32 protein-coding genes are annotated in these 18,246 nt (G+C 50.8%); 1 reads left to right on the top strand and 31 read right to left on the bottom strand.

Translation table 11 applies throughout. From position 1 onward, the window contains the following. Positions 1–73 precede the first annotated feature (73 nt). The gene (gene uvrA, locus WC392_11860) at positions 74–2,902 is read left to right on the top strand and encodes an excinuclease ABC subunit UvrA (GenBank protein ID MFA5243059.1); all 2,829 of its coding nucleotides are present in this window, start codon (positions 74–76) and stop codon (positions 2,900–2,902) included. Here uvrA and WC392_11855 read toward each other — a convergent pair. The 31 genes from WC392_11855 to WC392_11705 form a co-directional block, all read right to left on the bottom strand. Next, complete coding sequence (locus WC392_11855; protein ID MFA5243058.1) at positions 2,887–3,621, bottom strand: SAM-dependent chlorinase/fluorinase; 735 nt, start codon at positions 3,619–3,621, stop codon at positions 2,887–2,889. The two genes, uvrA and WC392_11855, sit on opposite strands and share 16 nt — an antisense overlap. 91 nt (positions 3,622–3,712) lie before the next feature. Continuing rightward, complete coding sequence (gene rplQ / locus WC392_11850) at positions 3,713–4,105, bottom strand: 50S ribosomal protein L17 (protein MFA5243057.1); 393 nt, start codon at positions 4,103–4,105, stop codon at positions 3,713–3,715. Between the two features lie 46 nt (positions 4,106–4,151). Beyond that, positions 4,152–5,135, bottom strand: a complete 984-nt coding sequence (gene rpoA, locus WC392_11845; GenBank protein ID MFA5243056.1) for a DNA-directed RNA polymerase subunit alpha — start codon at positions 5,133–5,135, stop codon at positions 4,152–4,154. 35 nt (positions 5,136–5,170) lie between these two features. Continuing rightward, positions 5,171–5,800: a 30S ribosomal protein S4 gene (gene rpsD / locus WC392_11840; GenBank protein ID MFA5243055.1), complete on the bottom strand. Its 630-nt coding sequence runs from the start codon at positions 5,798–5,800 to the stop codon at positions 5,171–5,173. Between the two features lie 30 nt (positions 5,801–5,830). Continuing rightward, the gene (gene rpsK / locus WC392_11835; protein ID MFA5243054.1) at positions 5,831–6,220 is read right to left on the bottom strand and encodes a 30S ribosomal protein S11; all 390 of its coding nucleotides are present in this window, start codon (positions 6,218–6,220) and stop codon (positions 5,831–5,833) included. A 29-nt stretch (positions 6,221–6,249) separates the two neighbouring features. After that, complete coding sequence (rpsM, locus tag WC392_11830; GenBank protein MFA5243053.1) at positions 6,250–6,606, bottom strand: 30S ribosomal protein S13; 357 nt, start codon at positions 6,604–6,606, stop codon at positions 6,250–6,252. A 66-nt stretch (positions 6,607–6,672) separates the two neighbouring features. Further along, positions 6,673–6,786, bottom strand: a complete 114-nt coding sequence (gene rpmJ / locus WC392_11825) for a 50S ribosomal protein L36 (protein ID MFA5243052.1) — start codon at positions 6,784–6,786, stop codon at positions 6,673–6,675. Between the two features lie 44 nt (positions 6,787–6,830). Further along, a complete protein-coding gene (gene infA / locus WC392_11820; GenBank protein ID MFA5243051.1) occupies positions 6,831–7,049 on the bottom strand; it encodes a translation initiation factor IF-1 in 219 nt (72 codons plus the stop codon). A 21-nt stretch (positions 7,050–7,070) separates the two neighbouring features. Then, positions 7,071–8,390, bottom strand: coding sequence for a preprotein translocase subunit SecY (gene secY / locus WC392_11815; protein MFA5243050.1), 1,320 nt, complete (start codon positions 8,388–8,390; stop codon positions 7,071–7,073). Between the two features lie 7 nt (positions 8,391–8,397). Further along, positions 8,398–8,838 (bottom strand): 50S ribosomal protein L15, encoded by a 441-nt coding sequence (gene rplO, locus WC392_11810; protein MFA5243049.1) that lies wholly within the window; start codon positions 8,836–8,838, stop codon positions 8,398–8,400. After that, the gene (gene rpmD, locus WC392_11805) at positions 8,839–9,027 is read right to left on the bottom strand and encodes a 50S ribosomal protein L30 (GenBank protein ID MFA5243048.1); all 189 of its coding nucleotides are present in this window, start codon (positions 9,025–9,027) and stop codon (positions 8,839–8,841) included. A 4-nt stretch (positions 9,028–9,031) separates the two neighbouring features. Next, positions 9,032–9,538, bottom strand: a complete 507-nt coding sequence (rpsE, locus tag WC392_11800) for a 30S ribosomal protein S5 (GenBank protein MFA5243047.1) — start codon at positions 9,536–9,538, stop codon at positions 9,032–9,034. A gap of 12 nt (positions 9,539–9,550) precedes the next feature. Next, entirely contained in the window at positions 9,551–9,904 is a 354-nt protein-coding gene (rplR, locus tag WC392_11795; GenBank protein MFA5243046.1) for a 50S ribosomal protein L18, read from the bottom strand. Between the two features lie 14 nt (positions 9,905–9,918). Further along, positions 9,919–10,452, bottom strand: coding sequence for a 50S ribosomal protein L6 (rplF, locus tag WC392_11790; protein ID MFA5243045.1), 534 nt, complete (start codon positions 10,450–10,452; stop codon positions 9,919–9,921). A gap of 12 nt (positions 10,453–10,464) precedes the next feature. Further along, positions 10,465–10,860 carry a 30S ribosomal protein S8 gene (gene rpsH, locus WC392_11785; GenBank protein MFA5243044.1) on the bottom strand — a complete coding sequence of 132 codons (396 nt, stop codon included), beginning with the start codon at positions 10,858–10,860 and terminating at the stop codon, positions 10,465–10,467. A 14-nt stretch (positions 10,861–10,874) separates the two neighbouring features. Beyond that, the gene (gene rpsN / locus WC392_11780) at positions 10,875–11,180 is read right to left on the bottom strand and encodes a 30S ribosomal protein S14 (protein ID MFA5243043.1); all 306 of its coding nucleotides are present in this window, start codon (positions 11,178–11,180) and stop codon (positions 10,875–10,877) included. A 7-nt stretch (positions 11,181–11,187) separates the two neighbouring features. Further along, the gene (rplE, locus tag WC392_11775; GenBank protein MFA5243042.1) at positions 11,188–11,727 is read right to left on the bottom strand and encodes a 50S ribosomal protein L5; all 540 of its coding nucleotides are present in this window, start codon (positions 11,725–11,727) and stop codon (positions 11,188–11,190) included. 9 nt (positions 11,728–11,736) lie between these two features. Further along, positions 11,737–12,051 (bottom strand): 50S ribosomal protein L24, encoded by a 315-nt coding sequence (gene rplX / locus WC392_11770; protein MFA5243041.1) that lies wholly within the window; start codon positions 12,049–12,051, stop codon positions 11,737–11,739. 10 nt (positions 12,052–12,061) lie between these two features. After that, positions 12,062–12,430 (bottom strand): 50S ribosomal protein L14, encoded by a 369-nt coding sequence (gene rplN / locus WC392_11765; GenBank protein ID MFA5243040.1) that lies wholly within the window; start codon positions 12,428–12,430, stop codon positions 12,062–12,064. Between the two features lie 164 nt (positions 12,431–12,594). Beyond that, positions 12,595–12,855: a 30S ribosomal protein S17 gene (gene rpsQ, locus WC392_11760; GenBank protein MFA5243039.1), complete on the bottom strand. Its 261-nt coding sequence runs from the start codon at positions 12,853–12,855 to the stop codon at positions 12,595–12,597. Further along, entirely contained in the window at positions 12,852–13,046 is a 195-nt protein-coding gene (rpmC, locus tag WC392_11755; GenBank protein ID MFA5243038.1) for a 50S ribosomal protein L29, read from the bottom strand. Before rpmC ends, rpsQ begins: the two co-directional genes overlap by 4 nt. 5 nt (positions 13,047–13,051) lie before the next feature. Beyond that, on the bottom strand, positions 13,052–13,468 hold the full coding sequence (gene rplP / locus WC392_11750; protein ID MFA5243037.1) for a 50S ribosomal protein L16: 417 nt from the start codon (positions 13,466–13,468) through the stop codon (positions 13,052–13,054). Then, positions 13,452–14,162, bottom strand: a complete 711-nt coding sequence (gene rpsC / locus WC392_11745; protein ID MFA5243036.1) for a 30S ribosomal protein S3 — start codon at positions 14,160–14,162, stop codon at positions 13,452–13,454. Before rpsC ends, rplP begins: the two co-directional genes overlap by 17 nt. A gap of 23 nt (positions 14,163–14,185) precedes the next feature. Continuing rightward, the gene (gene rplV, locus WC392_11740) at positions 14,186–14,515 is read right to left on the bottom strand and encodes a 50S ribosomal protein L22 (GenBank protein ID MFA5243035.1); all 330 of its coding nucleotides are present in this window, start codon (positions 14,513–14,515) and stop codon (positions 14,186–14,188) included. A gap of 9 nt (positions 14,516–14,524) precedes the next feature. Beyond that, on the bottom strand, positions 14,525–14,800 hold the full coding sequence (gene rpsS, locus WC392_11735; GenBank protein MFA5243034.1) for a 30S ribosomal protein S19: 276 nt from the start codon (positions 14,798–14,800) through the stop codon (positions 14,525–14,527). 5 nt (positions 14,801–14,805) lie between these two features. Beyond that, entirely contained in the window at positions 14,806–15,639 is an 834-nt protein-coding gene (rplB, locus tag WC392_11730; GenBank protein MFA5243033.1) for a 50S ribosomal protein L2, read from the bottom strand. A 10-nt stretch (positions 15,640–15,649) separates the two neighbouring features. Continuing rightward, on the bottom strand, positions 15,650–15,961 hold the full coding sequence (rplW, locus tag WC392_11725) for a 50S ribosomal protein L23 (GenBank protein ID MFA5243032.1): 312 nt from the start codon (positions 15,959–15,961) through the stop codon (positions 15,650–15,652). Further along, positions 15,958–16,578, bottom strand: coding sequence for a 50S ribosomal protein L4 (rplD, locus tag WC392_11720; protein ID MFA5243031.1), 621 nt, complete (start codon positions 16,576–16,578; stop codon positions 15,958–15,960). Before rplD ends, rplW begins: the two co-directional genes overlap by 4 nt. Then, entirely contained in the window at positions 16,578–17,222 is a 645-nt protein-coding gene (gene rplC, locus WC392_11715; protein ID MFA5243030.1) for a 50S ribosomal protein L3, read from the bottom strand. Before rplC ends, rplD begins: the two co-directional genes overlap by 1 nt. 133 nt (positions 17,223–17,355) lie before the next feature. Next, positions 17,356–17,664: a 30S ribosomal protein S10 gene (gene rpsJ, locus WC392_11710; GenBank protein ID MFA5243029.1), complete on the bottom strand. Its 309-nt coding sequence runs from the start codon at positions 17,662–17,664 to the stop codon at positions 17,356–17,358. A 54-nt stretch (positions 17,665–17,718) separates the two neighbouring features. Beyond that, positions 17,719–18,246: EF-Tu/IF-2/RF-3 family GTPase (locus tag WC392_11705; GenBank protein MFA5243028.1), on the bottom strand; the 528-nt coding region annotated here is incomplete at its 5' end.

The raw sequence follows: 18,246 nt of genomic DNA, 5'->3' as shown, positions 1-18,246 counted from the left end.
ATATTGCATGGAATTGGTTCTTGCGGGCAAAGTTGGGTATATTAGCAGGTTACGATTAACTCTGCAGTGGACCATGTCCTTCATAAAAATTCGCGGTGCCCGCACCCACAACCTGAAAAACATCAGCCTCGATATTCCACGCAACCAGCTGGTGGTCATCACTGGGCTATCGGGCTCGGGCAAGTCTTCTCTTGCCTTCGACACCCTGTATGCCGAGGGTCAGCGGCGCTATGTCGAATCCCTCTCCGCTTACGCCCGCCAGTTCCTGCAACTGATGGAAAAGCCCGACGTCGATCTGATCGAGGGGCTGTCACCCGCCATCTCCATCGAGCAGAAAGCCACCAGCCACAATCCGCGCTCCACCGTCGGCACGGTGACGGAAATTCACGATTACCTGCGCCTGCTTTTCGCCAGGGTGGGCGACCCCCATTGCCCGGAACATCACATCAAGCTCGAATCCCAGAGCGTTTCCCAGATGGTGGATCACGTGCTGGCGCTGCCGGAAGACACCAAGCTGATGATCCTCTCGCCGCTGGTGGCGGGGCGCAAGGGCGAACAAGTCGAATTGTTTGACGAATTGCGGGCCCAGGGCTTCGTCAGGCTGCGCGTGGATGGTGAAACTTATGAAATAGACCAACCGCCAAAACTGGAAAAAAACAAGAAGCACACCATCGAAGTGGTAGTGGACCGAATCAAGATCCGGCCCGACATGAAGCAGCGCCTGGCGGAATCGTTTGAAACCGCATTGCGCCACTCCGATGGCCGGGCGCTGGCTGTAGAAATGGATAGCGGCAAGGAGCACCTTTTTTCGGCCAAGTTTGCCTGCCCGGTGTGCAGCTACTCGCTGGCAGAACTGGAACCGCGCCTGTTTTCTTTCAACAACCCGATGGGCGCATGCCCCAAATGCGACGGATTGGGCCAGATCAACGTCTTCGACCCCAAGAGAGTTGTCGCCTTTCCCCATATGTCCCTGGCCTCGGGCGCAGTCAAGGGCTGGGACCGGCGCAACCAGTTCTTTTTCCAGATGCTGCAGGCCCTGGCCTTGCATTATGGCTTTGACCTGGAACAACCGTTCGAGGAGCTCTCTCCCCGCGTGCAGGAAATCCTGCTCAATGGCAGTGGATCTGAAGAAATCGGATTCAAGTATTTAGGCGAGCGGGGCGGATTCCAGACCCGCAAACACCCCTTTGAAGGCATTTTGCGCAATCTTGAACGCCGCTACCATGAAACCGACTCCATTGCCGTACGCGAAGAGCTGACGAAATACCTCAATCACCAGACCTGCCCCAGTTGCGATGGAACACGCCTGAGACTGGAAGCACGCCATGTCACGGTTGCGGGACGCCCTATTTTCGAACTCAGCCATTTGCCGCTGAAGCAGGCGCTGGAATTTTTCCAGCAAGTCTCGCTGACAGGGCAAAAGCAGGCCATCGCCGAGCGCATCATCAAGGAAATCGCCAGCCGCCTCCAGTTCCTAACCAATGTCGGGCTGGATTATCTTTCGCTTGATCGCTCGGCAGATACCTTGTCCGGAGGAGAAGCCCAGCGCATCCGTCTGGCCAGCCAGATCGGCTCGGGCCTCACGGGCGTCATGTACGTCCTTGACGAGCCGTCCATTGGCCTGCACCAGCGCGACAACGACCGGCTGCTTACGACCCTCATCAGGCTGCGCGATCTAGGCAACAGCGTCATCGTGGTTGAGCACGACGAAGATGCGATACTGATGGCGGATTATGTGGTGGACATGGGGCCGGCAGCCGGAGAACATGGCGGCGAAGTGGTCGCCAAAGGAACACCGGCAGAAATCATGGCTAACCCGGCATCGCTTACAGGCCAGTACCTGAGGGGTCAGCGCAGAATTGAAACCCCGGCACAAAGGCATAAACCCGACCCCACGCGCATGCTTCAAATCACCGGCGCATGCGGCAACAATCTGAAACAGGTCACACTCAACCTCCCTGTCGGCCTGCTGATTTCCGTCACGGGCGTTTCCGGCTCCGGAAAATCCACCCTGATCAATGACACGCTTTACAACGCCGTCGCCCGGCATCTCTATGGCAGCAATGCCGAGCCCGCTCCCTACACCGAATTGAATGGGCTGGAATATTTTGACAAGGTCATCAACGTCGATCAAAGCCCGATTGGACGCACGCCTCGCTCCAATCCTGCCACCTATACCGGCTTGTTCACACCGATCCGGGATTTGTTCGCGGGCGTGCCCCAGGCACGTGAGCGCGGCTATGGCCCGGGGCGGTTCTCCTTCAACGTCAAGGGAGGACGCTGTGAGGCCTGCCAGGGGGATGGCATGATCAAGGTTGAAATGCATTTCCTGCCAGATATTTACGTCCCCTGCGACGTCTGTCACGGTCACCGCTACAACCGAGAAACGCTGGAGATCCAGTACAAGGGAAAAAATATTCACGAAATTCTGCAGATGACTGTAGAACAGGCGCGTGATTTTTTCAGCCCGGTTCCAGTCGTTGCGCGCAAACTGCAAACATTGCTGGACGTGGGGCTCGGTTACATTACGCTCGGCCAGAGCGCGACCACCCTTTCAGGCGGAGAAGCCCAGCGTGTCAAGCTATCTCTCGAACTCTCCAAACGGGACACGGGAAGAACGCTGTATATTCTTGACGAGCCGACAACCGGCCTGCATTTTCAGGACATCGAAATGTTGCTCAAAGTTCTGCACCGCCTGCGCGAACACGGCAATACCATCGTGGTGATTGAGCACAACCTTGATGTCGTCAAAACAGCAGATTGGGTCATCGATCTGGGCCCGGAAGGCGGGAATGGAGGGGGACTAATCATCGCCGAAGGTACTCCGGAGGAGGTGGCGGCCAACAGCGACAGTCACACTGGAGCCTATCTTGCAAAAACACTGCTTCAGGGCGGCAGATGAATCTCGAATTGATCCCCAATCCTTGTACCCAGGAATTGAGCCGCGCTAGAGCCATTTAACGCAAACTCGACCATGCCACAGCTGTTTTCATACCAGAAGAGGCGCCCAGGCATCGCATCCGAAAATACACGGGAGTATTCAATCAACCAGGATCCAAACAAGAAGGTCGTCTCTCGCGGAATCTGGGTGGTGCGCAATCCGGTCAGGAGGTTCCCATAATGGTCAATATAGATCACCTCAGCGAGGTCGCCACTATCCAGTACAACCTGTAGGCGCGAAATACTGGAGAGCTTGTCGTGAGGAAAAGCACCCTTCTCAATCCAGGCTGCAACTGGCGCAAAAAGATCGCGCCCATGAAATGAAACCGAAAGTTTCTCCGGACGCCAGTCAATTCGCCACAACTCACTTTTTCTGGCGCGACCTGCAACTACCGCAAGCAGGCCATTGTCTGGCCCAACAAACCATTTCTCATCAGCCCGCATCACTACAGCTTCACGTTCAGAACCCACACCGGGATCAATTACTGCAACACATACACTGGCAACCGGGAACTGAAGAGACATCGCCGCGAGCAAATGGGCACTCGCCGTGATATTAAATTCAGGGGCCTGATGCAGCAAATCCACAATAATTGCATCTGGGGCATTTCCCCATATCGCCGCCTTCAGCAATCCACAATATGGATCAAAACTGCCGTAATCGGTAAGCAGGAAAATCATTTGCGCATACTATCAGAATAATAATTTCATCCCTGAAAAAACAAAAAAGCCGGATAAATCCGGCTCTTTTGTTTGCATTGAACTTGATGGCTTAAGCGGCAGTTTCATCAACCACTTCTGCATCAGCAGCGCGATCGACAAGCTCAACAATTGCCATAGGTGCATTATCACCCAGACGGAATCCACATTTCAAAATTCGAAGATAACCGCCATTGCGAGACTGGAAGCGTGGCCCCAGTTCATCAAAAAGTTTAACCACAATTTCACGGTCACGCAGACGATCAAATGCGAGACGACGGTTAGCCAAAGAAGGCTTCTTGCCCAGTGTAATCAGTGGCTCAGCAACGCGGCGCAGTTCCTTGGCCTTTGGCAACGTAGTCTTGATGACTTCGTGGCGCAATAGAGAGTTAGCCATATTGCGCAACATTGCCAGACGGTGGCTAGAAGTGCGGTTCAGTTTGCGATTAGATAAACGGTGACGCATGACAAATCCTTATTTTAGAAGTCCCCTGAATCGGCAATGCCGACAATCAGGCCTTTTCCAGACCGACAGGCGGCCAGTTTTCCAGTTTCATACCCAACGTGAGGCCTTTTGAAGCCAGCACGTCCTTGATTTCATTCAGGGACTTGCGTCCCAGATTGGGTGTTTTCAGCAATTCGGTTTCAGAACGTTGAATCAGATCGCCGATATAGTAAATATTTTCAGCTTTAAGGCAATTGGCCGAGCGCACAGTCAATTCCAGGTCATCAACGGGTCGCAACAGAATCGGGTCAACCTGAGGGCTACGCGGCGCTTCAACTTCTGCCGGCGTTCCCTTCAACTCAGCAAACACCGACAATTGATCAACCAGAATGCGGGCTGCATAGCGGATAGCCTCTTCTGGGTCGATCACTCCATTGGTTTCAATCTCGACCACAAGCTTGTCAAGATCTGTGCGCTGCTCAACACGTGCACTTTCAACGGCATAACTGACTCGGCGAACCGGACTGAAAGATGCATCCAGCAGCATCGCACCCACCAAGCGATCTTCATCAGCAACACGACGCACACTGACCGGAACATATCCACGTCCCTGCTCGATCTTGATGGTCATGTTAAGCTTACCACCCTTGGTCAGATGCGCTATGACATGACCGGGGTTGACGATTTCAACATCGTGAGAGGATTCAATATCAGCCGCAGTCACCGGGCCTTCGCCACTCTTTGAAAGAGTCAGCGTAGTTTCGCCTCGGTTATGAAGTTTAAGTGCAATGCCCTTCAGGTTCAGAAGAATATCGACCACATCTTCCTGAACGCCATCAAGGGACGAATACTCATGCACCACACCATCAATCTGAACCTGGGTAATTGCATAGCCAGGCATGGATGACAAAAGAATGCGACGTAGCGCGTTACCAAGCGTATGCCCATAGCCACGCTCAAACGGCTCCATTGTCACCCGGGCACGCATGGGTGTTTGACTCTGGACGTCAACTATCCGAGGTTTAAGAAACTCAGCGGCACTGCTTTGCATGGATCGTAATTCCTCTAAATTGGTAGCTTGCTCAATTATTTCGAGTACAACTCGACTACGAGGTGCTCGTTAATTGTAGCTGGCAGTTCGGCACGCTGCGGCTTGGCTTTAAATGTTCCTTTAAGAGCCTTGATGTCAACTTCGATCCACTCGGGGAAAGTGCGTTGTTCAGCAGCTTCTGCTGCACCTTTAACACGCAGATGGTTTTTGGCTTTTTCAGCAACCTCAACGACATCACCAGGCTTTACCTGATAGGAAGGAATATTTACCCGACGACCATTGACGAGAATAGCGTTGTGACGAACGACCTGACGGGCCTCGGTACGCGAGGCGCCAAATCCCATTCTGTATGCCACATTATCAAGACGACATTCAAGCAGCTGCAGCAAATTCTCACCGGTAATGCCACGCACACGATCAGCTTCCTGATAGTAACCACGGAATTGCTTTTCAAGAATGCCATAAATACGGCGAAGTTTCTGCTTTTCGCGCAACTGTACACCGTAGCCAGAAAGGCGGGTATTCTGCTTCTGCCCATGCTGACCAGGCGCGTAGCTTCTTCTCTCTACCGAACATTTGTCGGTGAAGCATTTTTCACCCTTGATAAACAGTTTTTCTCCCTCGCGGCGGCACTGACGGCACTTGGGGTCAAGATTTCTAGCCAAAGTAATTCTCCTGCAAAAATATTTGCCGTATTAAATGCGGCGCTTCTTGGGCGGGCGACAACCGTTGTGTGGAATCGGAGTCACATCGGTAATACCGGTAATCTTGAACCCTACGGCATTAAGTGCGCGCACAGCTGATTCACGACCAGGGCCAGGGCCTTTGATCCGAACTTCAAGATTCTTCACGCCGCATTCCTGTGCCGCTTTGCCAGCATGTTCAGCGGCAATCTGCGCTGCAAAAGGAGTACTCTTGCGTGAACCACGGAAACCGCTTCCACCCGATGTTGCCCAAGAGAGAGCATTACCCTGGCGGTCAGTAATCGTGACAATGGTGTTATTGAAAGATGCGTGAACATGAGCAATGCCTTCTGCCACATTCTTTTTTACTTTTTTACGCACCCGTACATTTGCTTTAGCCATAATTTATCCTTTACTTATCCGCTGTCAGTTTATTTGCGGATAGCTTTGCGCGGGCCCTTGCGAGTCCGGGCGTTAGTACGCGTACGCTGACCACGGACAGGCAGACCACGACGATGACGAAGGCCGCGATAGCACCCAAGATCCATCAAACGCTTAATGCTCATCGTAACTTCGCGTCGAAGGTCGCCCTCGACAACAAATTTACCCACTTCATCGCGTAACCGCTCAACGTCGCTGTCGCTCAGATCTTTGATTTTGGTAGACGTATTAACTCCGGCAGCGGCGCAGATTAATCGCGACCGGGTGCGACCGATGCCATATATGGCAGTTAGCGCAATCTCGGTGTGTTGATGGTTCGGGATATTCACCCCAGCAATGCGGGCCATGCGGTCACTCCCAACAGCTAATTAGAATGGAAAAACGAAGAATTTTATCAGCAAACAAGATAACAATCAACCTTGACGTTGCTTGTGGCGCGGGTCATCACAAATCACACGTAGGACACCTTGCCGCCGCACCATTTTACATTTACGGCAGATTTTCTTAACAGAAGCACGAACTCTCATTTGATATCTCCTTAAAACTATTGTCAGACATTTCCGACCGAATGCTACTTAGCACGAAATGTAATTCGCGCTCTGGATAGATCGTAAGGCGTAAGCTCTACAGTTACCTTGTCGCCTGGCAAAATCCGGATATAGTGCATGCGCATTTTTCCAGAAATGTAACCAAGTACTACATGACCATTTTCCAGCTTGACACGAAAAGTAGCGTTGGGAAGATTTTCAAGCACTTCCCCTTGCATCTCAATCGTGTCTTCTTTCGACATTCTATTTGTCCGTTTTTCAAATTAGCGTGGCAATATGCCGCCACCTTTGAAATTTGCTTTCTTGAGCAGGCTCTCATATTGATGAGACATCAGATAAGATTGCACCTGAGTCATGAAATCCATTGTCACAACAACAATAATCAGCAACGAAGTTCCGCCAAAGTAGAAAGGCACATTCCACTTCACGATCAGGAATTCAGGAAGCAAGCACACCAATGTAATATACAACGCACCAGCCAATGTCAACCGGGCCATAATGCGATCTATATATTTTGCCGTTTGGTCTCCAGGACGAATTCCTGGTACAAAAGCACCACTTTTCTTCAAGTTATCCGCAGTTTCCTTGGGATTGAACACAAGGGCCGTATAAAAAAAACAAAAGAAAATAATTGCAGTGGCATAAAACATGACATACAAGGGCTGCCCTGGGGAAAGAGTGGATCCGATATCCTTCAGCCAGCTCATGTTTTCACTACTGCCAAACCAGCCCGCAAGTGTAGCGGGAAACAAAATAATGCTGGAGGCAAAGATCGGCGGTATGACGCCGGCCATATTCAATTTAAGTGGCAAGTGAGAACTTTGACCGCCAACGATCTGCCGGCCAACTTGACGCTTAGCGTAGTTCACAAGAATCTTGCGCTGACCGCGTTCCACGAAAACAACAAATCCCGTCACAGCGATTGAAGCAATAAACAACATAATAACCAGAGGGATCGAGAATGCGCCCGTGCGAGTCAACTCAAGCGTTCCTCCAATTGCACTCGGCAATCCGGCAACAATACCGGCAAAGATGATAATGGAAATACCGTTACCTATTCCACGCTCGGTAATTTGCTCGCCAATCCACATCAGGAAAAGTGTTCCAGTTACCAATGTGATAACAGTAGTTACACGGAACAACAGACTTGGATCAATAACCAATCCAGGCTGCGCTTCCAGTGCAATCGCAATTCCTATACCCTGAAACAGGGCCAGGGCGACTGTTCCGTAGCGGGTGTACTGGGTGATTTTTTTCCGTCCGGATTCGCCCTCTTTCTTTAACTGTTCCATCTGAGGCGAAACAACCGTCATTAATTGCATAATGATGGAAGCCGAAATATAAGGCATGATCCCAAGCGCAAAAACAGTAAAACGAGACAGCGCGCCACCCGAAAACATGTTAAACATGCCCAGAATGCCGCCCTGCTGCGATTTGAATAGCTCAGCAAGAACAGCCGGATCAATTCCAGGGACCGGAATGTGCGCACCAATGCGATAAACAATCAACGCGCCCAGCACAAACAGCAAGCGCTGCTTGAGATCCGAGTATTTGCCCGCAGAACCTACGCTCGAAGTAGCCAAGAAGTGATTACTCCAGACCTGCCACGTTACCGCCAGCAGCTTCAATAGCCGCTCTTGCACCCTTGGTCACGAGAATTCCCTGCAATTTCACAGCTTTCTCGACTTTTCCACACAGGAAGACTTTTGCACCTAGGCAAGAACCTGGCACAACACCAGCCTGCTTAAGCACTAACAGATCGACAGAATCCACAGGCAAAGCATTCAGTGCAGATAAACGCACCTGAGCCACATTACCCTTCGTCAGTGATTTGAAGCCGCGCTTTGGCAAACGACGTTGCAGTGGCATCTGGCCACCTTCAAAGCCAACTTTATGGAAACCGCCTGCACGAGATTTTTGACCCTTATGACCACGACCAGCGGTCTTTCCAAGTCCGCTTCCAATACCGCGACCCACGCGGCGCTTGGAATGCTTACTGCCTTCAGCAGGTTTTAGAGTATTTAGTTGCATTTATTCCTCGCACTTCAAGAGGTAATTAACCTTATTGATCATGCCACGGTTTTCAGGCGTGTCTTTAACCTCAACCGTATGATTCAAGTGGCGCAGTCCAAGGCCCCGCACGCATGCACGATGCTTTTGAATGGTGCCAATCGTGCTCTTGGCCAAGGTTACTTTCAGAGTTTTGGCTGTATTCGACATTTTATTACCCCAGAATCTCTTCCACAGACTTGCCACGTTTGGCAGCAATCTCGGATGGTGTATTCATCGCCTGCAAACCATTAATGGTCGCGCGAACCAGGTTATATGGGTTGGTTGAACCAATACATTTCGCAAGAACGTTATGCACGCCCATTACTTCAAATATTGCCCTCATCGGACCACCGGCGATAATTCCGGTACCTTCAGAGGCGGGCTGCATATAAACCTTGGCAGCACCGTGTTCACCAACAACGGCATGATGCAGCGTGCCGTTTTTCAGATTCACCTTGACCAGATTGCGGCGGGCTTCATCCATGGCTTTCTGCACAGCAACAGGTACTTCCTTTGCTTTACCTTTTCCCATGCCAATTCCGCCATCGCCATCACCAACCACGGTTAGTGCCGCAAAGCCCATAATCCGTCCACCCTTAACAACCTTGGTGACCCGGTTTACCGAAATCATTTTCTCGCGCAAACCGTCGCCGCGATCTTCCATATCCATTTTTGCCATCATCGTCCCCGCTTAGAACACCAAGCCGTTTTCACGTGCCGCTTCGGCCAATGACTTCACTCGACCGTGGTACCTGAAGCCGGAGCGGTCAAAAGCAACTTTTTCAATCCCAAGGCTCTTGGCCTTGTCAGCAATCCGCTTGCCCACAATTGCAGCAGCAGCTGAATTGCCGCCATTTGATAATTCCTTGCGCACATCAGCTTCAACTGTAGATGCACTGGCAAGAACTTTACCACCAGTTGCATCTATGATCTGGGCGTACATATGGCAGTTGGTGCGGAACACTGACAGCCGAACCACTTTCAACTCTGCGAGCTTGGCACGGGTTTTACGTGACCTGCGCAAACGAGCTTGATTTTTATTCATGACTCTTGCCTCGATTATTTCTTCTTGGTTTCCTTGATCACCACAACCTCATCGGAGTAGCGAACACCCTTACCCTTGTATGGCTCAGGACTACGATAGGCACGCACATCGGCAGCCACCTGACCAACCTGTTGCTTATCGATACCCTTGATAACAACCTCGGTCTGAGTCGGAGTTTCAACCTTTACACCGGCAGGCATCTTGTGCTCAACGGGATGAGAAAACCCCAGGGACAAACTCAAAACATCTCCCTTGGCCTGTGCGCGATAACCAACGCCCACAAGGGTCAGTTTGCGCTCAAAACCCTGCGAAACACCCTTGACCATATTTGCCAGCAGTGCCCGCATCGTACCGGACATCGCATTTGCCTGGATGGAGTCGTTCGCTGCTGCGCACTGAAGATTATCCCCTTCATGCACAACAGTAATGTCCGCAGTCATTGCCTGACTGAGCACACCGAGAGGACCTTTAACCGTAATTTCATTCGCAGAAACTTTTACTTCTACGCCGGATGGAACCACTACCGGATTTTTAGCTATTCTGGACATGCATTCACCTCATCATGCCACGACACACAGGACTTCACCGCCGACACCATTTGCCCGTGCCTTGCGGTCTGTCATCACACCCCGGGAGGTAGAGACAATTGCAATACCCAAACCATTCATAACTTTGGGCAAATCCTGACTGCCTTTGTAAATACGCAAGCCTGGACGGCTTACGCGCTGAATTTTTTCAATCACAGGACGACCTGCATAATACTTCAGACGCAGTTCAAGCAAGGGCTTACCCTCTTCTTCACGCACGCCGAAGTCATCAATAAAACCTTCTTCCTTCAAAACACCGGCGATAGAAACCTTAACCTTGGAAGATGGCATTGAAACCGCAACCTTCTCTGCTTTTTGCGCATTCCGGATACGGGTCAGCATATCGGCGATCGGATCACTCATACTCATTCTGTATTCTCCCGTTACCAGCTGGCCTTGGTCATGCCCGGAATTTCACCGCGCATGGCCAGATCACGCAACTTACTGCGCCCAAGCCCAAACTTGCTATACGTGCCACGTGGACGTCCCGTCAACGCACAGCGATTACGCAAACGAACAGGACTGGAGTCACGCGGCAATTGCTGCAATTTGGCGCGAGCCGCATAACGCTCTTCGTCGCTGAACTTTACATTGTTAATGATTGCACTCAGCTCCGCACGCTTAGCAGCATATTTCTTAACTGTTTCACGACGCTTCAGGTCGCGGTTAATCAAAGAAGTTTTTGCCATGTCGACCTCAGTTCTTGAACGGGAAGCTAAACGCTGCAAGCAAGGCACGCGCTTCTTCATCAGTTTTGGCAGTGGTTGTTATAGTGATATTCATGCCACGAAGCGCATCAATTTTCTCGTATTCAATTTCCGGAAAAATTATTTGCTCTTTCACACCCATATTGTAGTTCCCGCGACCATCAAAAGATTTACCGGAAATTCCCCGGAAATCTCGAATTCGAGGGATTGCAACAGTAACCAGGCGATCCAGAAATTCGTACATCTGCACCTTACGCAGCGTGACCTTGCAGCCCACCGGATATCCCTCACGAATCTTGAAGCCAGCAATTGACTTCTTGGCATTGGTTACAACCGGCTTTTGACCTGCGATCTTCTGCATATCACTTACCGCGTGCTCCATTACCTTTTTATCCGCAACCGCCTCACCAACACCCATATTGAGCGTAATTTTTTCTATCCGAGGCACTTCCATTACGGATTTGTAGCCAAACTGCTCTTTGAGCTGCTTTGCCACAGTTTCCCTATAAAAATCATGCAAACGAGCCATGTTAATTCCTTACGCGTCAATCACTTCGCCGTTGGACTTGAAAAAACGAACCTTACGGCCATCCTCAAGTTGCCTTACACCAACACGGTCAGCCTTTTTGGTAGCTGGATTAAACAATGCCACATTTGAAATCTGAATCGGCATTTCAATATCCACAATACCGCCAGCAGAGCCCTTCATGGGGTTTGGCTTTTGGTGCTTTTTAACTTTATTAGCCCCCTCAACCACAACCTTACCCTCAAGAATGCGAAGAACTGCACCACGCTTGCCTTTGTCTTTACCAGTAGTAACGATCACATCGTCACCCTTGCGAATCTTGTTCATTGTCAGCCCCTTACAGAACTTCAGGCGCCAGCGACACGATCTTCATGAATCGCTCAGTACGCAATTCACGCGTGACCGGCCCGAAAATACGGGTGCCAATTGGCTCGAGTTTATTATTCAGGAGTACAGCCGCATTCCCATCGAACTTCACCAAAGAGCCGTCTGAACGACGAACACCTTTGGCAGTGCGGACAACTACAGCGTTGTAGACATCGCCCTTTTTGACGCGTCCACGCGGAGCTGCATCCTTGATAGTTACTTTGATGATATCGCCGATAGCGGCGTAACGACGCTTGGATCCACCCAACACCTTAATGCACATAACGGAGCGCGCACCGGTATTGTCGGCAACATCCAGCCGAGTTTGCATCTGAATCATAAATTTCTCCAACTTAAGCCGTCTATGCTTCGGTTCCTTGCAGAACCGAAGCATATAACAACGGTCAGTTTTGGTACCCTACAGCAGCGACAGCCACTAATTAGGGGGTTCGCCAACAAAGACAGCAAGTATATATTGAATTTCTTGCTTCTGCAAGAATAAGGTTAAACCGCCTTATCAAGCAGTTTACTTACACGCCACGCTTTGGTTCTGGCAATTGGCCGACACTCTTGAATTTCAACCATGTCGCCTTCGTGAAATTCATTATTCTCATCATGAGCATGGTATTTCTTTGAACGGCGAATAATTTTCCCATACAAAGGATGCTTTACCTTGCGTTCAACAAGAACCGTCACAGTCTTGCTCATTTTGTCGCTGACCACGCGCCCAACCAGTGCGCGCGTAGTTACTTTAGCTTCGCTCATGCTTGCCTCGCTTTTTCACTCATGATGGTACGCACCCGGGCAATGTCCTTACGAACTTTACCCAATTGATCCACCTTGTTGCTTTGTTGGGTGGAAAGCTGCATGCGCAGGCTAAATTGCGCGCGCAAGAGCTCAACCATTTCCAGGTTCAACTCATCAGCCGATTTAGCTCTCAATTCACTGGATTTCATAATTATTAGCTACCTACATGTCGAAGTACAAAAGTGGTGGCAATCGGGAGCTTTGCCGAAGCGAGACGGAAAGCCTCACGCGCCAGTTCCTCGCTTACCCCGTCCATTTCGTACAGTACTTTTCCGGGTTGAATTTCTGCCACGAAATATTCAGGATTTCCTTTTCCATTACCCATACGAACTTCGGCGGGCTTTGAGGAAATAGGCTTATCCGGGAAAATACGAATCCATATCCGGCCACCGCGCTTGATGTGACGGGTCATTGCACGTCGAGCCGCTTCAATTTGACGCGCAGTCAAACGGCCACGACCAATGGCTTTCAGTCCGAAATCACCGAAATTTACTTTATTACCGCGCGTAGCTATGCCGGTATTACGGCCCTTTTGCTGTTTGCGGAATTTCTGTCTAGCTGGCTGCAGCATGTTTCGCTCCTGGCTTTCTCGCTCTCTTTACTGGTTCGGTCGGTGCGGCAACAGGCTGTTCACCCTTACCCATCACTTCGCCCTTGAACACCCATACCTTGATGCCGATGATGCCGTATGTTGTCTTAGCTTCGGCCACGCCATAGTCGATGTCAGCACGCAAGGTATGGAGAGGAACGCGGCCCTCACGATACCATTCAGTACGCGCAATTTCGATTCCATTCAAGCGTCCAGCACTCATAATCTTGATGCCTTGCGCACCTAAACGCATCGCATTTTGCATGGAGCGCTTCATCGCACGCCGAAACATTACACGCTTCTCAAGCTGCGATGCGATGTTCTCTGCAATCAAGGTTGCATCGATTTCAGGCTTGCGGATTTCTTCGATATTAAGATGGACGGGGACACCCATCATCTTTTTCAATTCAATCTTGAGCGCTTCAATATCCTCGCCTTTCTTGCCGATTACGATGCCAGGGCGGGCACTGAAAATCGTAATTTTTGCATCACGCGCCGGACGCTCAATCAAAATCCGGCCAACCGCAGCATGTGCCAGCTTTTTTTTCAGGAATGCTCGTACCTTGATATCTTCATGCAACATTCCAGCAAAGTTTTTACTATTTGCATACCATTTCGACGACCAGTTCTTCAGAACACTCAGGCGAAAGCCAGTCGGATTAATCTTCTGTCCCATAATTTTCCCTTTCTACCCTTGCTTTAGTCGCCAACCGTTACGGTTATATGGCAGGTCGGTTTAAGGATACGTGCGCCACGACCCTTGGCACGAGCACGGAAGCGCTTGAGCGTAGTACCTTCGTCCACAAGAATGGTAGAAACCTTCAATTCGTCAATATCGGCACCTTCGTTATGCTCGGCATTGGCAATTGCAGATTCAAGAACCTTTTTGATTATAACGGCACCTTTTTTTGGGCTAAAAGCCAGAATATTCAAGGCGCGCTCAACCGGCAAACCGCGAATCTGATCAGCAACCAGGCGGCCTTTCTGTGCCGATAGGCGGGTTCCGCGTAATACTGCGCTTACTCTCATCATGATCTCCTATTTCTTCGCCTTCTTATCCGCGGCATGCCCTTTAAAGGTGCGCGTCAAAGAAAACTCACCCAGCTTGTGTCCAACCATGTTCTCGTTAACAAATACGGGAACATGCTGCTTGCCGTTATGCACAGCAATTGTCAAACCAACAAAATCAGGTAAAACGGTTGAACGGCGGGACCAGGTCTTGATAGGACGCTTGTCATTAGTAGCACGAACAGTTTCAATCTTCTTAATCAGATGCACGTCGACAAACGGGCCTTTTTTAATAGAGCGAGCCATTTAGATTACCTCTTATTCGATGGGCGACGGCGCACGATCATATTCTGTGTGCGCTTGTTTCGGCGAGTACGATACCCCTTGGTCTGAGTACCCCATGGGCTGACAGGATGACGGCCAGCGGACGTCCTGCCTTCACCACCACCATGCGGGTGGTCGACCGGGTTCATCACCACGCCACGAACAGTCGGACGCACGCCACGCCAACGCATTGCCCCTGCCTTACCAATGGAACGAAGGCTATGTTCGGAATTACCCACCTCACCAATGGTAGCCTTACAGTCCACGTGAACTTTACGAATTTCACCAGAGCGCAAACGCAGTTGAGCATACGCCCCCTCACGAGCAAGCAACTGAACCGAAGTGCCCGCCGAACGCGAAATCTGTGCACCCTTGCCTGGCATCATCTCAACGCAATGAATCGTCGAACCCACGGGAATGTTTCGTAGAGGCAGGGTATTACCCACCTTGATGGGCGAATCGGAACCGCTGATCAATTGCATACCAACAGATACACCCTTGGGAGCAATAATGTAGCGACGCTCACCATCCATGTAGCAAAGCAGAGCAATATTAGCGCTACGATTCGGATCGTACTCAAGGCGCTCAACTTTTGCAGGAACACCATCCTTGTCACGACGGAAGTCAATTACCCGGTAATGCTGCTTGTGACCACCACCTTGATGACGCACAGTAATGCGGCCATTATGATTGCGGCCTGCATGTTTAAACTGGCTTTCCAGCAGTGGGGCATGAGGCGCACCCTTGTGCAGATCCGGGTTGACAACCTTGATAACAGCGCGCCGACCAGCGGAAGTTGGTTTTACTTTAATTAGTGCCATATCAGCTCTCCTACTCGCCAACCATGAGGTTAAGTTCCTGGCCCGGCTTCAAAGAAACAAAAGCCTTTTTCCAGTCCTTGCGACGACCCATGGTGCGGCCAGAACGCTTTACCTTGCCTTTAACATTGGCAATTTGCACACCAGCCACCTCAACCTTAAACAACAGTTCAACCGCAGCCTTTACTTCTGGCTTGGTTGCATTGCCGACCACACGAAAAACCACTTGCTGATATTTATCAGCCAACATTGTGGCTTTTTCTGAAATTTGCGGCGCGAGAATAACTTGCATCAGGCGCTCTTGATTCGCTGTATTCGCACTCATCCCAGCATCTCCTCAAATTTTTTCACCGCACCGCGGGTCAACAGTACATTGGGAAAACGAACCAAATTTACTGGATCAGCATGTTGAGCCTCTACGACCAACACATGCGGCAGGTTACGCGAGGAAAGATACAGATTTTCATCCACATCATCAGTCACAACAAGAACACTCTCAAATCCCAGTGACTTGATTTTTTGCACCATCTGTTTAGTCTTGGGAGTATCAATCCTGAACTCCTCAACCACCTGCAGACGACCAATACGCGCCAACTCTGAAAGAATGGACTGCATTCCGGCACGATGCATCTTTTTGTTAACCTTGTGGGAAAAGTTCTCATCTGGGCTATTTGGGAATGTCTTACCACCTCCACGCCACAGCGGGCTGGACGCCATACCCGCACGAGCATTGCCCGTGCCCTTTTGACGGAATGGCTTCCTTGTACTTTTTGCCACTTCACTGCGACCCTTTTGCGCACTTGTCGCCGTACGCGCATTTGCCATGTATGCGGTCACAACCTGATGAACCAGGTCTTCATTGAATTCACGACCGAAAGCAACGTCCGAAGCATTGACACTTGCCGTTGCCTGGCCCTGATCATTAATAAGTTTAAGTTCCATTATGCACCTGCCTTCACAGCGGGACGAATAAGAACATCGCCACCTTTGGAGCCGGGGATCGCGCCTTTGATCAGCAGCAGCTGACGCTCGGCATCGACGCGTACGATTTCAAGATTTTGTGTGGTACGACGCACAGCACCAAGATGTCCAGCCATACGCTTTCCAGGAAATACGCGACCAGGATCCTGATTCTGACCGATCGAACCAGGACTGTTATGCGAACGGGAGTTACCATGGGTAGCACGGTTGGAACTGAAGTGGTGACGTCTGATTGCACCGGCAAAACCCTTACCCTGGGTTGTACCTGTCACATCAACCAACTGCCCGGCCTGAAAGACATCAGCACTGACACTGGCACCTAACGCAAACTGGGAAATTTGATCCGCAGTCGCGACGAACTCCTTGATGGAACGGCCAGCCTCAACTCCAGCTTTGGAGTAGTGCCCCGCCAATGCTTTAGTCACACGACTGACACGACGCTCGCCACATGTCATCTGGACGGCAGAATAGCCATCCGTTTCTGCACTCTTGATCTGAGTCACACGGTTACCCGACACGTCTATTACACTCACCGGAACGCTTGTTCCGTCGTCGGTAAAGATGCGCGTCATGCCAACCTTGCGACCTATAAGTCCGAGGCTCATCATTATTTTCCTTAAACAATGCCGATTTCGATTGACCGGCGGTTTTAATAGCAAAAGAACTAAACGACTAAAAAGACGGCGGATTATACACCGTATTTTTAGCCGTTACAAACCATACTACAGGTTTAATAGTTTACAGCTTGATTTCCACATCCACGCCAGCCGGAAGATCCAGCTTCATCAGCGCATCCACGGTTTTGTCCGTGGGGTCAATGATATCCATCAAACGTAGATGGGTACGGATTTCAAACTGGTCACGGGAGGTCTTGTTAACGTGCGGCGAGCGCAGTACGTCAAAACGTTCTATCCGGGTAGGCAATGGAACCGGCCCACGCACAACCGCGCCAGTTCTTTTGGCGGTTTCAACAATCTCAAGGGCAGATTGGTCAATCAGTCGGTAGTCAAATGCTTTGAGACGGATACGGATTTTTTGGCTTTGCATGATATTCCTAAAGAGCGGTGCGGCGAACCCGTGTTCGCCGCGAATAAAAGTTTTTTACTCGATGACCTTGGCCACGACACCGGCACCAACGGTACGGCCGCCTTCGCGAATCGCGAAACGCAGGCCTTCTTCCATGGCGATCGGCTGGATCAGCGCAACGTTGATCGAGATGTTATCTCCCGGCATGACCATTTCCGTGCCGGCCGGCAGTTCGATCGCACCGGTTACGTCGGTGGTGCGGAAGTAGAACTGTGGACGGTAGCCCTGGAAGAATGGGGTGTGACGGCCACCCTCATCCTTGGAGAGCACATAGATCTCTGCCGAGAATTTGGTGTGCGGGGTGATGGAACCAGGCTTGGCCAGCACCTGGCCGCGCTCGACTTCTTCACGCTTGGTGCCGCGCAGCAGTACGCCGACGTTGTCGCCCGCCTGTCCCTGGTCGAGCAGTTTGCGGAACATCTCTACACCGGTGCAGGTGGTTTTGATGGTGGGCTTGATGCCGACAATTTCAACTTCTTCGCCAACCTTGACGATGCCGCGTTCGATACGGCCGGTTACGACGGTGCCACGCCCGGAGATGGA

The sequence above is a fragment of the Sulfuricella sp. genome (assembly GCA_041651995.1).
Taxonomy (GTDB): Bacteria; Pseudomonadota; Gammaproteobacteria; order Burkholderiales; family Sulfuricellaceae; genus Sulfurimicrobium.
This window is presented reverse-complemented; position numbering and strand designations above follow the sequence as displayed.

Excerpts from the sequence above, each read along its gene's own strand:
- uvrA (MFA5243059.1), top strand. The coding sequence starts at position 74 with ATGTCCTTCATAAAAATTCGCGGTGCCCGCACCCACAACCTGAAAAAC.
- WC392_11855 (MFA5243058.1), bottom strand. The coding sequence starts at position 3,621 with ATGATTTTCCTGCTTACCGATTACGGCAGTTTTGATCCATATTGTGGA.
- rplQ (MFA5243057.1), bottom strand. The coding sequence starts at position 4,105 with ATGCGTCACCGTTTATCTAATCGCAAACTGAACCGCACTTCTAGCCAC.
- rpoA (MFA5243056.1), bottom strand. The coding sequence starts at position 5,135 with ATGCAAAGCAGTGCCGCTGAGTTTCTTAAACCTCGGATAGTTGACGTC.
- rpsK (MFA5243054.1), bottom strand. The coding sequence starts at position 6,220 with ATGGCTAAAGCAAATGTACGGGTGCGTAAAAAAGTAAAAAAGAATGTG.
- rpsM (MFA5243053.1), bottom strand. The coding sequence starts at position 6,606 with ATGGCCCGCATTGCTGGGGTGAATATCCCGAACCATCAACACACCGAG.
- rpmJ (MFA5243052.1), bottom strand. The coding sequence starts at position 6,786 with ATGAGAGTTCGTGCTTCTGTTAAGAAAATCTGCCGTAAATGTAAAATG.
- infA (MFA5243051.1), bottom strand. The coding sequence starts at position 7,049 with ATGTCGAAAGAAGACACGATTGAGATGCAAGGGGAAGTGCTTGAAAAT.
- rplO (MFA5243049.1), bottom strand. The coding sequence starts at position 8,838 with ATGCAACTAAATACTCTAAAACCTGCTGAAGGCAGTAAGCATTCCAAG.
- rpmD (MFA5243048.1), bottom strand. The coding sequence starts at position 9,027 with ATGTCGAATACAGCCAAAACTCTGAAAGTAACCTTGGCCAAGAGCACG.
- rpsE (MFA5243047.1), bottom strand. The coding sequence starts at position 9,538 with ATGGCAAAAATGGATATGGAAGATCGCGGCGACGGTTTGCGCGAGAAA.
- rplR (MFA5243046.1), bottom strand. The coding sequence starts at position 9,904 with ATGAATAAAAATCAAGCTCGTTTGCGCAGGTCACGTAAAACCCGTGCC.
- rplF (MFA5243045.1), bottom strand. The coding sequence starts at position 10,452 with ATGTCCAGAATAGCTAAAAATCCGGTAGTGGTTCCATCCGGCGTAGAA.
- rpsH (MFA5243044.1), bottom strand. The coding sequence starts at position 10,860 with ATGAGTATGAGTGATCCGATCGCCGATATGCTGACCCGTATCCGGAAT.
- rpsN (MFA5243043.1), bottom strand. The coding sequence starts at position 11,180 with ATGGCAAAAACTTCTTTGATTAACCGCGACCTGAAGCGTCGTGAAACA.
- rplE (MFA5243042.1), bottom strand. The coding sequence starts at position 11,727 with ATGGCTCGTTTGCATGATTTTTATAGGGAAACTGTGGCAAAGCAGCTC.
- rplX (MFA5243041.1), bottom strand. The coding sequence starts at position 12,051 with ATGAACAAGATTCGCAAGGGTGACGATGTGATCGTTACTACTGGTAAA.
- rplN (MFA5243040.1), bottom strand. The coding sequence starts at position 12,430 with ATGATTCAGATGCAAACTCGGCTGGATGTTGCCGACAATACCGGTGCG.
- rpsQ (MFA5243039.1), bottom strand. The coding sequence starts at position 12,855 with ATGAGCGAAGCTAAAGTAACTACGCGCGCACTGGTTGGGCGCGTGGTC.
- rpmC (MFA5243038.1), bottom strand. The coding sequence starts at position 13,046 with ATGAAATCCAGTGAATTGAGAGCTAAATCGGCTGATGAGTTGAACCTG.
- rplP (MFA5243037.1), bottom strand. The coding sequence starts at position 13,468 with ATGCTGCAGCCAGCTAGACAGAAATTCCGCAAACAGCAAAAGGGCCGT.
- rpsC (MFA5243036.1), bottom strand. The coding sequence starts at position 14,162 with ATGGGACAGAAGATTAATCCGACTGGCTTTCGCCTGAGTGTTCTGAAG.
- rplV (MFA5243035.1), bottom strand. The coding sequence starts at position 14,515 with ATGAGAGTAAGCGCAGTATTACGCGGAACCCGCCTATCGGCACAGAAA.
- rpsS (MFA5243034.1), bottom strand. The coding sequence starts at position 14,800 with ATGGCTCGCTCTATTAAAAAAGGCCCGTTTGTCGACGTGCATCTGATT.
- rplB (MFA5243033.1), bottom strand. The coding sequence starts at position 15,639 with ATGGCACTAATTAAAGTAAAACCAACTTCCGCTGGTCGGCGCGCTGTT.
- rplW (MFA5243032.1), bottom strand. The coding sequence starts at position 15,961 with ATGAGTGCGAATACAGCGAATCAAGAGCGCCTGATGCAAGTTATTCTC.
- rplD (MFA5243031.1), bottom strand. The coding sequence starts at position 16,578 with ATGGAACTTAAACTTATTAATGATCAGGGCCAGGCAACGGCAAGTGTC.
- rplC (MFA5243030.1), bottom strand. The coding sequence starts at position 17,222 with ATGAGCCTCGGACTTATAGGTCGCAAGGTTGGCATGACGCGCATCTTT.
- rpsJ (MFA5243029.1), bottom strand. The coding sequence starts at position 17,664 with ATGCAAAGCCAAAAAATCCGTATCCGTCTCAAAGCATTTGACTACCGA.